This window comes from Acetobacter ascendens (assembly GCF_001766235.1).
Lineage (GTDB): Bacteria > Pseudomonadota > Alphaproteobacteria > Acetobacterales > Acetobacteraceae > Acetobacter > Acetobacter ascendens.
The window spans coordinates 261,614-274,241 of sequence record NZ_CP015164.1 but is presented as its reverse complement, the minus strand read 5'-3'; the positions used below and the strand labels follow the sequence as shown (position 1 = coordinate 274,241).

Below are 12,628 nucleotides of genomic sequence, written 5' to 3'. Positions count from 1 at the left end.
CATGAATCAGGAAGTCACCTGGACGTCGGAAGAAACGGTTCGTGAAGAAGTTGTAGGCGTTGGGCCGGAACCTACAGACATTCATGCCCCGCGTCGCCCCGGCCACGGCCTGTACGCACGTGGCATTGGCAAAAGCTACAAAAAGCGCGAGGTGGTGAAAAATGTTTCCATCGAAGTGCATCGGGGGGAAGCGGTTGGCCTACTGGGGCCAAACGGTGCGGGTAAAACCACCAGCTTTTATATGATTGTGGGCCTTGTGCAGCCCGATACCGGCTCCATCACGCTGGATGGTGCGGATATTACGCAGTTGCCTATGTATCGGCGCGCCCGGCTTGGCATTGGGTATCTACCGCAGGAAGCCAGTATTTTCCGTGGCCTGAATGTGGAGCAAAACATTCTGGCCGCCTTGGAAGTGGTGGAATCAGACCCAGACCAGCGGCAGGTCATGCTGGATGGCCTGTTGAGCGAATTTGGTATCGGCCATCTGCGCCGCTCACCCTCCCTTGCTCTTTCAGGGGGGGAACGTCGTCGTTTGGAAATTGCCCGCGCACTGGCCAGCCAGCCCCATTACATTCTGCTGGATGAACCACTGGCCGGGATTGACCCCATTGCGGTGGGGGAAATTCGTGATCTGGTGTCTCACCTCAAAGATCGCGGCATTGGCGTGCTGATTACAGACCATAACGTGCGTGAAACGCTGGAAGTGATTGACCGCGCCTATATCATGCATAGTGGCCAGGTGCTGATGCAGGGCGTGCCGGAAGAAATTGTGGCCCATGAAGATGTGCGCCGCGTGTATCTGGGTGAAAGCTTCTCACTCTAGGCTTTGGTCATCTGCGCCAACAGGTTGGATGGCCCGGAGTCCAATACAGTTACAGGCGCGCCTACCTCTATTATGCCGGGCTGCTCCACCATTGCGTTTTGCGCAAACATCACCCCTTTGGACGTGCGGTGGAATGATGCCAGCGTGGCCAGAGGCTCCTTGGGGTTGGGTACTTCTGCTGTGGTCTGATCAATCGTTGTCACCACACAGCGTGAGCATGGGGCCAGAATACGCAAAATGGCCGTGCCAACACGTATGCGTAGCCAGCTATCCTCGGCCCACGGTGCGGCATCCTGCACTACAATATTGGGCCGAAACCGCGCCATAGGCACAGCCTGCCCCACCGGCAAACGTGCGTTTAAATCCGCCAAAGATGCCGTAGTGGCCACCAGCAGCGGGTATCCATCGGCAAAAGAAACCGGAACGTCTGCCTGATCCAAGTGGCGCAGGCGTGCTTTCTGGGGTGTATCCATCCACACCAACTTGCACGGTTGCGCCAAAGCCTCGGTCAGCCACAGGGCGGCTTCTTCCCCCGCATCCCGCGCCTGCACTGTATCTTTCCATACGGTCACAGAGCGCATGGGCGCGCTGGCATCTGGAAATTTCACGGAACACAGGGGCATATTGGCCTTGCCCAGTTCCAGCCCTTCTGGCGTGGGCAAAGCGTTTATTAGCGCCATATTTCGGCAGGTTCTTTGGGTGATAAACCGGCCTTGCGGGTCTGTAATCATCCACCGCCGATCTGCCTCCAGCCCCCAAGGCCATAGCCTGGCCTGGGCGGGAGAAAGCCCCCGTAACCCCTTAACAGGGTAAACATGCACGCTGGCAACGCTTAGGCCTGTCATGCGGCAAACTCCCTACAGGTAGCGGAACTCTATTTTAACGGTGATGTCCCACATGGCGCAGCACCAGTTTTGGAGGCGGGAACAAAACCGGCGTAGGCTGCACAAGCACAGGTTCAACAGATGGTGGCGCAGGCGGAAGCACCATTGGCACCTTGATAAACCGGATAGAAATGCGTGCTGCCGGATTGGGCCGTGGGGCTATTTTTTCATGCGCCAGATGCCATACAAACGCACCGTACAGCAGGCCAAGCCCAGCCATGCAGCCCAGCTTAACGCGCACCATCTGCCCACGTGGCATTTTAGGCATTTCAACCGGCGAAGCAGAGCGCAGCAGCATGGAAAATATACTCTCCTGTCAGAAAAAACATCGTTCCGGCAGACAGGCTGCCCCGTACCATTCTGGCTGTATTGTTTATTGTTAGGCACGCCTGTTTGCCCACGGCAAGCCTGCTAGGTGCTTTTTACCTAGCCATGCAACCGAGAAGCCCAGCCCTGCATTATATTTGAAACAAAGGCATGGACACCAACCGTCACCCATGCCCAAATATGAAAGAAGCGTTACAGACACTTCGCGTAACGTAACAAGGCTAGCCAGTTGAACCTGAAAAAACCCGGTTCTGGTATGGCACCGGTGTTTATTCAGATCTGGAGATTCTGCCACTTAGCAGCAAGGAACGACGTTCTATGCATATTCAGGTTTCAGGTAAACAAATTGATCTGTCCGATGCTCTGAAGCACAGGGTCAATTCCCACCTTGGCAACCTAGCGGAACGATATTTTGACAAAGCCCTGCAAGCACAGGTGACCTTCAGCAAGGCGCGTTCGTTCTTTACCTGCGATATCAATGTGCGCACAGGCAGTGGCCTTGTATTGCGGGGTGAAGGCGAAGCCGCAGATGCCAATGGTGCATTTGATGATGCCGCTGAACACATTGCCAAACGCCTGCGCCGATATAACCGCCGGGTAACATCTCATGCACGTGGCGCACAAAGGCAGGCCGCAGCACAAAGTGGCCGCACCTATGTGCTGCAACCGCTTAATGAAGATCCGCTACCCTCGGGCGCCAACACGGAAAAACCCGTGCTTGCCACACAGCCGGAAGGCACAGATACAGAAACCTTTGCCGCCATTATTGCTGAACAGCCCACGGATATTCCCCTACTAAGTGTTGGTGAAGCCGTTATGCGGCTTGATCTGGCAGGCATTTCTTTCCTGCTGTTCCGCAATGCGGCCAATGAGCAGGTAAGCCTGGTTTATCGGCGAAATGACGGCAATATCGGCTGGATTGACACCAACCCACGCTAAGCCAATAGCGTTATGCGCATAAAAAAGGATCGGCACTGGCCGATCCTTTTTCTGTCTGGCAAAGCTGAATGGCCCTTGGGCCGCCGCCGTTACTGCAAGCTGGCGGGGATCATATCATTCTGCACAATTGCGCCCCATGCGGTTTCAATATCTTCCACTACGGCCAGCAAAGACCCGTCAGCCGCGTAAATGGCGCAACCAATTTCATCATCTTCCATCAGCGCAGGGCGCGTATAGGCAACTTCCCGCAGCCCAAGGGAGCGGAACTGGCTTTCTGAAAGCTGGCGAACTTTTGCTGGGCGTTCAGCCGCATGCGGCATAACGGGGGCGCTACCGTTGTAGATGGAACTTTTCATGGCGTCCTCCTTATTGGGTCAGCTTTCATCCACGTCCATCACTGGGCGCAGCATGCGCGATGAGCGGGCTTTCAGCACACTGCCGCTACCGGCAGCAGGCGCGCGGCCATTTTTTTGCCCACCCTGCACAATTTCAATGCGTTTCACACGCACCTCCGGCTGGGGGCGAAACAGGTCTATATGCAACAGACCGTTATCTAGCCACGCCCCGCCAATTTCTATCCCTTCCGCCAGCACAAAAGCTTTCTGAAACTGGCGAGAGGCAATGCCCCGGTGCAGAAAAACGCGTTCTTCTCCGTCTTCCATCTGCCGACCACGAATAACAAGCTGATTATCTTCCTGCGTAATCTGCAAGTCATCCATTTTAAAGCCTGCTACGGCCAAAGTGATCCGCAAGCCATTGGGGGCAATTTGCTCAATGTTATAGGGCGGATATCCATCGCCCGATCCCTTGCTGGCGCGTTCGAGCATCTGCTCAAGATGATCAAACCCTAAAAACATGGGTGAGCCAAACAGTCTTCCAGACATCCAAGCCTCCTCCTTCCTTGAGCGAGACAGAAAAATCAGACCCGTTACGGCATCTGATCTTATCACGATATGGGATAGGCCCGCTGACACGCAACCCCGCCCCCATGCCTGTATCCGGCCATATGGGGGTATTGGACAACACACTGTGGCGCACAAGCAACAGGTTTTAAGGCCAGAGGCAGATTTTCCCTGTGTTTTTCTCTGGCATCAGGCGCGGCGGAACGCTACATCCCGCAGTATGACACACGCAGCCAATACAGACATCTCTTTTTCTGCTGCATCGGATGGCGCAGCACCCCTTCATATCCTTACGCCGCCGCACCCCGTGCTGCGCCAGAAGGCGCGGCTGGTGAAGCCAGAGGACGTGGCAGAAATTCGCAAGATTCTGCCCAACATGTTCTCGGCCATGTATCAGGCCCCCGGCATTGGGCTTGCGGCACCGCAGGTAGGCCTGAGCCAGCGCTTTATTCTGGTTGATCTGGGAGAAAAAGACGCGCGGGACCCGATTGTCATGATCAACCCCGAAGTGATTGCAGAAACCGAAGATATGGCCGTGCGGGAAGAAGGCTGCCTTTCCCTGCCCAACCAGTATGCGGAAGTTGTGCGCCCGGAAAAGATTCGCGTACGCTGGAACAACGTGAATGGTGATGTGGTGGAGCGCGAAGCCGAGGGCCTGCTGGCCACCTGCATCCAGCACGAAATAGACCATCTGGAAGGCGTGCTGTTTGTGGATCACCTTTCCGCCCTGCGCCGCAACATGATCCTGCGCCGTCTGGCCAAGGAACTAAAGCGTAAATAAGCCTAAGGGGCCGCCAACCATGCGTCTTGTCTTTATGGGCACGCCGGACTTTTCAGTTCCGGCGCTGCGTGCGCTCCATGCTGCGGGGCACGAAATTGTTGCTGTGTACTGTCAGCCCCCGCGCCCCGCAGGACGCGGCAAAAAGCTTCAGGCTTCCCCCGTGCAACAGGCGGCGGAAAAACTGGGGCTACTGGTGCGCCACCCCCTCTCACTGCGCAAAAATGAGCCCGAATGGGCAGATTTTGCAGCACTCCGGGCCGATGCCGCCATTGTGGCCGCCTATGGGCTTATTCTGCCCCAAGCCATGCTGGATGCCCCGCGCCTTGGCTGCCTGAATATTCATGCCAGCCTGCTACCACGCTGGCGCGGTGCCTCCCCCATCCAGAGCGCCATTCTGGCCGGAGATACCCAAAGCGGCGTCACCATTATGCAGATGGAAGCCGGGCTGGATACAGGCCCCATGCTGCTGCGTGAAGCCGTGCCCATTACCGCCACCACAACGGCCACCAGCCTGCACGATGCCCTCAGCGCATTGGGGGCAGATATGGCGCTGCGTGTGCTGGCCGATATGCCCACACCCACGCCGCAGCCAGAAGAAGGCGTCACCTACGCCCCGCGCCTGACGCGTGAAGATGGACGCATAGACTGGGCCAAAACTGCCACGGAAATAGACCGCCAGATTCGTGCACTCACCCCGTGGCCCGGCACTTTTACCACCCTACCCGATGACACGGTGCTGAAAATTGGCGCTGCCACCCCACTGCCCGATACCAAACACACCGCCCAACCCGGCACAGTGCTGGATGATGCCCTCACCATTGCCTGTGGCAGCGGTGCTGTGCGGCTTACCCGCTTGCAAAAGCCCGGCCGGGGCATGATGGATGCCGATGCCTTTTTGCGTGGTCAGCCATTGGCCACTGGCGCGCTTTTAGGGGCCGAGCAGCCAGACCCCGCATGATGGAAGAAGAACTTGCCCCCGTTCAGCGTTGGGCCGTTAAACTGGAATATGATGGCACTGGCCTTGTAGGCTGGCAGCGCCAAAAATCCGACCTCTCCGTGCAGTCTTTGCTGGAAGAAGCTGCCGCACGGCTGGCCAACAACCGCCCCGTAAGCAGCATTACCGCCGGACGCACGGATTCCGGCGTGCATGCGCTGGCACAGGTGGCACATCTGGATTTTCCTGCTGATGTGCGTTTCTCCCGCCATTCTGTGCGGGAGGGGCTGAGCTATCACCTTAAACCACATAACGTGGTGGTGCTGGATGCTGCGCAGGTTGATACAGACTGGAGCGCACGCTTTTCCGCCATATGGCGCTCATACCAGTATCGTATTCTCAACCGTCGCTCACGCCCTACCTTGCTGGCCGGGCAGGTGTGGCACGTTAAAAGCACGCTGGATGTGGAAAAAATGCAGGAAGCCGCCAATATTCTGGTCGGTCCGCATGATTTCACGTCTTTCCGCGCCGTGGCCTGCCAAGCCCATAGCCCTATGCGCACGCTGGACCAACTAGAAGTTTCTCGCCACGGGGATGAGGTGATTGTTTTTGCCAAGGCCCGCTCCTTCTTGCACCATCAGGTGCGGAACATGGTGGGCACGCTTAAACTTGTAGGAATTGGGGCTTGGCAGCCAGAGCGTGTTGCCCAAGCCCTAGAGGCCCGCAACCGCTGCGCCGCAGGCCCTACTGCCCCGCCAGAGGGGCTTTACCTGAACGGCGTGGGGTATGATCCAGACCCGTTTGACTAAAACGGGTCTGGCACAAAACTTTCTTCAGGAATTGTTCATCACAATCATGGGCTGAAGCAGATCTGTCAGCACCTTGTAATGGGGCGGTAGCAGCGCAGCCAAACCATACAGCGCCAGCGTAGCCAGCAGCACAGAGGCATACAGCACAAAGGCACGCCCACCGCTGATGCTTAAGCCCACGCGGGCCACAAACCATTGCAGCCAGAGTTCATACACAGCGGCTGTCATCACCAATGCGGCCATAAAGCCCGGCTGTTGTGCAATGGCGGGAAACAGCAGTGCAGCCAGTAGCGTGGCAGCCAGAGAAATCAGCACCACCACCCAGTTGCACCATGTGGCTGCCGTAATATAGCGCAGCCATAGCGCCCCACGGCCCCAACGCTGGGCGTAAAAATGAGACACAACAGCAGGCAGCAAAGTAACGCACAAGGAAAGCAGAACCTTGATAAGCGCCATGATCTTGTCAGTCTGGAGGAAGACCTGCATCAGCCCTACCACCAGAAACGCCAACTGCGGCGCAAGCGCTGCGCCAAAGGCATCTAGCGTGCCATCAAAACACGCCATGCCATCCCGGCGCCCGCTGGCCAGCAGCAACATGCCCTGCAATGTACGCCGGATAACACCGGGCTTGCTGGTATCGGGAATCATGCCTGCGCTCCTTCCAGAAAAGTCTGATAGATCCGTGTCAGCATTTCCAGATCCGCAACATCCGTGTGTTCATCAACTTTGTGAATACTCGCGCCTACCAGCCCGAATTCAGAAACCGCACAATACCGGCTGATAAAGCGTGCATCCGATGTGCCGCCCCCGGTATCCAACTTGGGCGTGCGGCCCGTAATCTGCTTGATGGCCTCTACAAGAGCCGTGGTTTCCTGCGTGGGGGACGTCAGAAAAGATTCACCGCTGATCTTGATCTCCACGCGCGAACGCGGGGCATGCTGGCGGCAAATGGTTTCTACCCAGCCCTTCAGCGCAGCACCTGTATGCAAATCATTAAACCGAATGTTCAGCCGTGCTTCGGCCCGTGCGGGAATAACGTTTGTAGCCCCGTTGCCCACATCCACACTGGTGACCTGAAGGCTGGAGGGTTCAAAATACTCGGTGCCGTTATCTAGCGGTGTACCGCGTAAAGCTGCCAGCACCGCCAATAGGCGATGCACCGGGTTATCTGCCCGGTGGGGATAGGCCACATGGCCTTGCGTGCCTTCCACCACAATATGCGCGTTTAAGCTGCCACGGCGGCCAACCTTCACCATCTCGCCCAATACTTTGGGGTTGGTGGGCTCACCTACCAGACAATAATCCGGGATTTGATTGTGCTCCGCCATCCATTCCAGCACCTTTACCGTGCCGTAGGTGGCGGGGCCCTCTTCATCCCCGGTTATCAGAAAACTGATAGAGCCTTTGCCCAGCCCAGTGGCTACATGCCGTGCTACGGCAGACACAAAAGCCGCAATGCCGCCCTTCATGTCACATGCGCCACGGCCATACAGCACACCATCCACAATATCCGCCGCATATGGGGGATGAGACCAATCGGCCTCATTCCCCGGCGGCACCACATCGGTATGGCCAGCGTAGCAGATATGGGGGCTACCCGTGCCCAGACGAGCAAAGAAATTGGGCGTGCGCTCAGCACCTTCACCAAACGGAAGGTGCGTGACCTCAAACCCCAAGCGCTCCAGCATGGCTGCAAGCAGATGCTGTGATGCGCCCGGATCTGGCGAGACAGAAGGCAGACGGATAAGCGCCTGCGCCACTCCAACCGGATCTGTCAGTGCCAGATTGGCCGGAATATTCACCTGCGCTGCGTCCGCCATGCTTTTCTGCCTCTTTTTCGCTTTTTAGTCTGCCTGATCAGTCACGCAGCAGATCGTTAATGGAGGTTTTGGAACGTGTGCGTTCGTCCACCCGCTTCACAATAACAGCGCAAGCCAGAGCAGGATTGGGGCGACCATCTGGCCCAACCGGCTTGGAAGATGGCATGGTGCCCGGCACAACAACGGAATAAGCCGGCACGCGGCCCATGTAGATTTCACCCGTTGCACGATCCACAATCTTGGTGGAAGCACCAAGGAACACACCCATGGAAAGCACGGAGCCGCGTTCCACAATCACGCCCTCTGCCACTTCGGAACGTGCGCCAATAAAGCAGTTGTCTTCAATAATCACCGGAGCAGCCTGCAGCGGTTCCAGAACGCCGCCAATACCTGCACCACCACTGATATGGCAGTTTTTGCCAATCTGGGCACAGCTACCAACAGTGGCCCATGTGTCCACCATAGTGCCGCTATCTACGCGTGCACCCACGTTTACGAAGCTGGGCATCAGCACAGCGCCGGGAGCAATAAAGGCGGAGCGACGCACAACAGCGCCCGGCACCACGCGGAAGCCTGCCTTATCAAAACGGGCCTGATCCCAGCCAGCAAACTTAAGCGGCACTTTATCATATGCCGGGGCACCGGCTGCGCCACCGGGAATGGCCACGCTATCGTTCAGGCGGAAGGAAAGCAGAACAGCTTTTTTCAGCCATTCGTTCACCTGCCAGCCATCTTCCTTGGGTTCGGCCACACGCAGCGCGCCAGAATCCAGAGCTTCCAGAGCCGTTTCAATGGTTTTGCGGTCTTCTCCCGTTGTAGCGGAGGAAATCTGATCCCGCTTTTCCCACAGGGCTTCAATATGCGCGCGCAAAGTTTCGTTGGTCATAACACACCGTCAGACAGGATGGACAAACACCGGGCCTGCACCACAGCCCCGGCAAAAAAATACAGAGCGACCATGCGGACACACACGCGGCGTGTCAACGCATGGCACCCCGGAAAATGGCTAGCAACCGCGGCGTTATTCCGCCCGGATCATGGTGCCGGAGCCAGATGCCGTAAACAGTTCCAGCAGGCAGGCATGGGGCATACGGCCATCAATAATCACGGCGGCACGTGCACCGGCCTGCACGGCCTGAATGCAGGTTTCCACCTTGGGGATCATACCGCCGGTAATCACACCATCCTCAATAGCCTGCATGGCCTGCGCGGCTGTAAGTTCTGGTATCAGCTTGCCATCGGCATCCAGCACGCCGGGCACGTCTGTTAACATCAGCAGGCGGGTGGCATGCACCGCACCAGCTACAGCACCGGCAGCCGTATCGGCATTGATGTTGTAGGTGGCGCCATCTTCCCCAAAACCCACCGGCGCAATAACCGGAATAAGGCCAGAACCAGAAAGCGCATAAATCACGCGCGGGTCCACCTTTATGGGTTCACCCACAAAGCCCAGATCCAGCACGCGTTCAATCTGGCTTTCCGTATCCCGCACTTTACGCTGCAATTTGCGGGCGGTAATCATTTTACCGTCCTTGCCAGAAATACCAACGGCCAGCGCGCCTTCACGGCTGATAAGTTCCGCCACTTCCTTGTTCACGGAACCAGCCAGAACCATCTCGATAACATCCACCATATTGGCGTCTGTTACGCGCAGGCCATCCACAAAGGTAGAAGGAATTTCCAGCCGCTTGAGCATCTGGTTAATCTGCGGGCCACCGCCATGCACCACAACCGGGTTGATACCCACCAGCTTAAGCAGCGCAATATCCCGCCCAAAGGTTTTGGCCAGATCTGCATTACCCATAGCGTGGCCACCATACTTGACCACAATGGTATCCCCCGCATAGCGGCGCAGATACGGCAGGGCTCCGGCCAGAATGGCGGCTTCCTGCGCCGCATCATGATGGGAATGGGAAGAAGGAACCCGTGGTTCTGTCATGCTCTGCACTTCCTGCTTATCATCAATCAGATCATGGCGCCTTGGGCAGGGCAAATTCTGCCAGTTCCGCCCGCAAGCCCTCAATACCTTCACCTGTCTGGCTGCTTGTTAAAGACAGGTAGGGAAAAGCCGCAGGGTGGCGGCGAATTTCCACTTCAACTTCTGCCTGCTTGCGTGCCAGCGGGCCGGGTTTAACGCTATCGCACTTGGTGAGCACCACCTGAAAGCTGACGGCTGCTTTATCCAGCAGGTCCATTACTTCCAGATCATGCGCTTTCATTTCCACCCGCGCATCAAGCAGCAGCACAACACGCTGCAAACTGGGCCGACCACGCAGGTAATCAAACATCATATCCTGCCAGTCTTCCTTTACGGATTTGGCAGCCTTTGCGTAGCCATAACCCGGCATATCCACCAGCATCAGCCGGTCTGCCAGATTGAAGAAGTTGAGCTGCTTGGTGCGCCCCGGTTCGGAAGAAGCGCGCGCTAGCGTTTTGCGGCCTGTAAGCGCGTTCACCAAGCTGGACTTACCCACATTGGAGCGCCCGGCAAAAGCAATTTCCGGCAGAGTTTGCGGCGGCAGTTGCCCCAGCTTTTGCGCGCCAAACACAAATTCGCATGAACCCGCAAAAAGCCGCCGCCCTTCTTCCAGGGCGGCGGCAATACGGGCTTCATCCTTTAATTCTCGGAAAGAGGATGCGGCATCATCTGTCATTTGGGCTTAACCAGTTGGGGTTTGGCATCTGCCGCTTTCAAACGGGAGATGATGACAACCTGCTGCACAGCCGTAAGGATGTTGCTCCAGCAGTAGTAAATCACCAGCCCGACCGGCTGCCGCGCCATAAAGAACGTGAACAGCAGCGGAATGAACATCATCATTTTCTGCTGTGCTGGGTCCATGTTGGCAGAGCTGGAACTCACCTTCTGCATCAGGAACAGTGTGGCCCCATACATGATCGGCCAAGCACCCAGCGCCAAGAAAGGCGTGATGTGGGTAGGATCAAACGGCACAAGGCCAAACAGATTGAACAGGTTGGTGGGGTCTGGCGCAGAAAGATCTTTCACCCAGCCCACAAACGGTGCGTGCCGCATTTCGATGGTGACATACAGATCTTTATACAAGCACCAGAACACAGGGGCCTGAATAAGCAGCGGCAGAAAGCCCCCGAACAGATTGACGTTTTCCTGCCGATACAGCGCCATAATCTGCTGCTGCATGGCCATCGGGTCATCCTTCAGGCGGGAGCGGATGAGGTCTACTTGCGGCTTCAGGCGCGCTGTTTTCCATGTCATACGCATCTGCTTGATGGTGAGCGGCAGGAAGGCCACTTTCACAATCACGGTGAACGTCAGCAAGGCCAGACCAAAGCTGCCCAAATGTTCGTTCAGCCAATCCAGCACAAACAACACAGGACGGGTCAGGAAGGAAAGCCAGCCAAAATCCACGGCTTTCCAGAACATAGGTGCGTGCAGATCTTTTTCATACTGCTCAAGCAGGCGTACTTCCTTGGCGCCCGCAAACACGTGGGCCTCGGTAGAAGCGGTTTGCCCCGCAGCCACCTGCACAGGTGCCGTAGCTGTAAAGCCAACTTGATACGCGCCTTGAGCTGCCTGAAAACCATAGGTGCCAATCACGTTGGCGTTCTGGTCTGGCAGCACGGCCATAAGCCAGTATTTGTCTGTAATACCAGCCCAACCGCCGGTGCCCTGATGGCTCCATGCAATGTTGTCTGGCGGCACGCCACCGGTGCGTACCGTTTTGTAGGAACCTTCGTTCAGGCGGCCATCAATAACCGAGATCGGGCCTTCATGTACCAACATGCCACCGGTTTCTTCCGGCGTGTAGCCACGGTTCACGCGGTAGAAAGGATACAGCGCCACAGCCTGCCCGGTGCTGTTATGCACCTGCTGGCTGATGGTGAACATGTAGTTCTGATCTACCGACAAGCGGATATCAAAGGTCAGGCCCTGCCCGTTATCCCAAGAAAGGGTTAGCGGATGTTCGGCATCCATCTGGGTGCCAGAGGCTTTCCACAATGTGTTGGCATCAGGTAGACGCACAGAAACATCGGACGGCGCACGCCAACCGAAATCTACATAATCTGCATGAGTGGAAGCGGAATTAAGAACACGCACATCCGGGCTATCTGGCTTTATGGTTTCCCGATAATGCTTAAGCACCAGATCATCCAACCGTGCGCCACGCAGGTTGAGCGTGCCCTGTACGGCGGGGGCGTTAATGGCCACACGGGTTTCCGGGCCATCCTTTACCGGGGCCGCGGCTTCTGCCTGCGTATTTTCAGCCGGAGCGACCGCACCAGAAGAAGCAGGTACCGGGGGCGCTACAGCATGCACACCCTGCTGCGGCGGTGGCACGGGCTGATGCTGCGGGAAAAGATAGTCATACCCGATAAGTACCAGAGCTGACAGCGCTGTTGCCAGTATTAGACGTTTTGGATCCATAAGCTCC

At 56.8% G+C, this 12,628-nt stretch carries 15 protein-coding genes; 5 read left to right on the top strand and 10 right to left on the bottom strand.

Annotation, left to right across the window (positions count from 1 at the left end):
- Position 1: 1 nt before the first annotated feature.
- Positions 2 to 823 (top strand): LPS export ABC transporter ATP-binding protein, encoded by an 822-nt coding sequence (gene lptB / locus A4S02_RS01415; protein ID WP_019089781.1) that lies wholly within the window; start codon positions 2 to 4, stop codon positions 821 to 823.
- On the opposite strand, the gene A4S02_RS01410 is transcribed toward lptB, so the two are convergent.
- Positions 820 to 1,668 (bottom strand): MOSC domain-containing protein, encoded by an 849-nt coding sequence (locus A4S02_RS01410; protein ID WP_070322725.1) that lies wholly within the window; start codon positions 1,666 to 1,668, stop codon positions 820 to 822. The two genes, lptB and A4S02_RS01410, sit on opposite strands and share 4 nt — an antisense overlap.
- Positions 1,669 to 1,702: 34 nt before the next feature.
- On the bottom strand, positions 1,703 to 2,005 hold the full coding sequence (locus A4S02_RS01405) for a hypothetical protein (protein WP_070322724.1): 303 nt from the start codon (positions 2,003 to 2,005) through the stop codon (positions 1,703 to 1,705).
- Positions 2,006 to 2,352: 347 nt separating this feature from the next.
- Between A4S02_RS01405 and hpf the strand changes: the two genes are divergently transcribed.
- Positions 2,353 to 2,973 carry a ribosome hibernation-promoting factor, HPF/YfiA family gene (hpf, locus tag A4S02_RS01400; RefSeq protein ID WP_019089784.1) on the top strand — a complete coding sequence of 207 codons (621 nt, stop codon included), beginning with the start codon at positions 2,353 to 2,355 and terminating at the stop codon, positions 2,971 to 2,973.
- 89 nt (positions 2,974 to 3,062) lie between these two features.
- Here the strand turns inward: hpf and A4S02_RS01395 are convergent, their stop codons facing one another.
- Positions 3,063 to 3,329, bottom strand: a complete 267-nt coding sequence (locus A4S02_RS01395) for a hypothetical protein (RefSeq protein ID WP_070322723.1) — start codon at positions 3,327 to 3,329, stop codon at positions 3,063 to 3,065.
- A gap of 18 nt (positions 3,330 to 3,347) precedes the next feature.
- Positions 3,348 to 3,857: an Hsp20 family protein gene (locus tag A4S02_RS01390; RefSeq protein ID WP_019089785.1), complete on the bottom strand. Its 510-nt coding sequence runs from the start codon at positions 3,855 to 3,857 to the stop codon at positions 3,348 to 3,350.
- 238 nt (positions 3,858 to 4,095) lie between these two features.
- On the opposite strand from A4S02_RS01390, the gene def reads away from it, so the two are divergent.
- The 3 genes from def to truA are packed head-to-tail and all read left to right on the top strand — an operon-like array spanning position 4,096 to position 6,399.
- Positions 4,096 to 4,656: a peptide deformylase gene (gene def / locus A4S02_RS01385; protein ID WP_070324132.1), complete on the top strand. Its 561-nt coding sequence runs from the start codon at positions 4,096 to 4,098 to the stop codon at positions 4,654 to 4,656.
- Between the two features lie 19 nt (positions 4,657 to 4,675).
- Positions 4,676 to 5,614 carry a methionyl-tRNA formyltransferase gene (gene fmt / locus A4S02_RS01380; protein ID WP_070322722.1) on the top strand — a complete coding sequence of 313 codons (939 nt, stop codon included), beginning with the start codon at positions 4,676 to 4,678 and terminating at the stop codon, positions 5,612 to 5,614.
- A complete protein-coding gene (gene truA, locus A4S02_RS01375; protein ID WP_070322721.1) occupies positions 5,611 to 6,399 on the top strand; it encodes a tRNA pseudouridine(38-40) synthase TruA in 789 nt (262 codons plus the stop codon). The genes fmt and truA overlap by 4 nt, the downstream gene beginning before the upstream one ends.
- Before the next feature lie 24 nt (positions 6,400 to 6,423).
- On the opposite strand, the gene A4S02_RS01370 is transcribed toward truA, so the two are convergent.
- The 6 genes from A4S02_RS01370 to yidC form a co-directional block, all read right to left on the bottom strand.
- The gene (locus A4S02_RS01370) at positions 6,424 to 7,047 is read right to left on the bottom strand and encodes a hypothetical protein (RefSeq protein ID WP_019089788.1); all 624 of its coding nucleotides are present in this window, start codon (positions 7,045 to 7,047) and stop codon (positions 6,424 to 6,426) included.
- Positions 7,044 to 8,219 (bottom strand): succinyl-diaminopimelate desuccinylase, encoded by a 1,176-nt coding sequence (dapE, locus tag A4S02_RS01365; protein WP_070322720.1) that lies wholly within the window; start codon positions 8,217 to 8,219, stop codon positions 7,044 to 7,046. Before dapE ends, A4S02_RS01370 begins: the two co-directional genes overlap by 4 nt.
- Positions 8,220 to 8,256: 37 nt before the next feature.
- Complete coding sequence (gene dapD / locus A4S02_RS01360; RefSeq protein WP_070322719.1) at positions 8,257 to 9,105, bottom strand: 2,3,4,5-tetrahydropyridine-2,6-dicarboxylate N-succinyltransferase; 849 nt, start codon at positions 9,103 to 9,105, stop codon at positions 8,257 to 8,259.
- Between the two features lie 135 nt (positions 9,106 to 9,240).
- Positions 9,241 to 10,158 carry an acetylglutamate kinase gene (gene argB, locus A4S02_RS01355; RefSeq protein ID WP_012812628.1) on the bottom strand — a complete coding sequence of 306 codons (918 nt, stop codon included), beginning with the start codon at positions 10,156 to 10,158 and terminating at the stop codon, positions 9,241 to 9,243.
- Positions 10,159 to 10,189: 31 nt separating this feature from the next.
- Positions 10,190 to 10,873 carry a ribosome biogenesis GTP-binding protein YihA/YsxC gene (gene yihA / locus A4S02_RS01350; RefSeq protein ID WP_070322718.1) on the bottom strand — a complete coding sequence of 228 codons (684 nt, stop codon included), beginning with the start codon at positions 10,871 to 10,873 and terminating at the stop codon, positions 10,190 to 10,192.
- Positions 10,870 to 12,621, bottom strand: a complete 1,752-nt coding sequence (yidC, locus tag A4S02_RS01345) for a membrane protein insertase YidC (protein ID WP_070322717.1) — start codon at positions 12,619 to 12,621, stop codon at positions 10,870 to 10,872. Before yidC ends, yihA begins: the two co-directional genes overlap by 4 nt.
- Between the last annotated feature and the right edge of the window lie 7 nt (positions 12,622 to 12,628).

What these genes read in the sequence shown, in the direction of transcription:
- dapE (WP_070322720.1), bottom strand. Translation starts at nt 8,219, where the DNA reads ATGGCGGACGCAGCGCAGGTGAATATTCCGGCCAATCTGGCACTGACA.
- A4S02_RS01390 (WP_019089785.1), bottom strand. Translation starts at nt 3,857, where the DNA reads ATGTCTGGAAGACTGTTTGGCTCACCCATGTTTTTAGGGTTTGATCAT.
- lptB (WP_019089781.1), top strand. Translation starts at nt 2, where the DNA reads ATGAATCAGGAAGTCACCTGGACGTCGGAAGAAACGGTTCGTGAAGAA.
- hpf (WP_019089784.1), top strand. Translation starts at nt 2,353, where the DNA reads ATGCATATTCAGGTTTCAGGTAAACAAATTGATCTGTCCGATGCTCTG.
- argB (WP_012812628.1), bottom strand. Translation starts at nt 10,158, where the DNA reads ATGACAGAACCACGGGTTCCTTCTTCCCATTCCCATCATGATGCGGCG.
- fmt (WP_070322722.1), top strand. Translation starts at nt 4,676, where the DNA reads ATGCGTCTTGTCTTTATGGGCACGCCGGACTTTTCAGTTCCGGCGCTG.
- A4S02_RS01370 (WP_019089788.1), bottom strand. Translation starts at nt 7,047, where the DNA reads ATGATTCCCGATACCAGCAAGCCCGGTGTTATCCGGCGTACATTGCAG.
- yidC (WP_070322717.1), bottom strand. Translation starts at nt 12,621, where the DNA reads ATGGATCCAAAACGTCTAATACTGGCAACAGCGCTGTCAGCTCTGGTA.
- def (WP_070324132.1), top strand. Translation starts at nt 4,096, where the DNA reads ATGACACACGCAGCCAATACAGACATCTCTTTTTCTGCTGCATCGGAT.
- A4S02_RS01410 (WP_070322725.1), bottom strand. Translation starts at nt 1,668, where the DNA reads ATGACAGGCCTAAGCGTTGCCAGCGTGCATGTTTACCCTGTTAAGGGG.
- dapD (WP_070322719.1), bottom strand. Translation starts at nt 9,105, where the DNA reads ATGACCAACGAAACTTTGCGCGCGCATATTGAAGCCCTGTGGGAAAAG.
- truA (WP_070322721.1), top strand. Translation starts at nt 5,611, where the DNA reads ATGATGGAAGAAGAACTTGCCCCCGTTCAGCGTTGGGCCGTTAAACTG.
- A4S02_RS01405 (WP_070322724.1), bottom strand. Translation starts at nt 2,005, where the DNA reads ATGCTGCTGCGCTCTGCTTCGCCGGTTGAAATGCCTAAAATGCCACGT.
- A4S02_RS01395 (WP_070322723.1), bottom strand. Translation starts at nt 3,329, where the DNA reads ATGAAAAGTTCCATCTACAACGGTAGCGCCCCCGTTATGCCGCATGCG.
- yihA (WP_070322718.1), bottom strand. Translation starts at nt 10,873, where the DNA reads ATGACAGATGATGCCGCATCCTCTTTCCGAGAATTAAAGGATGAAGCC.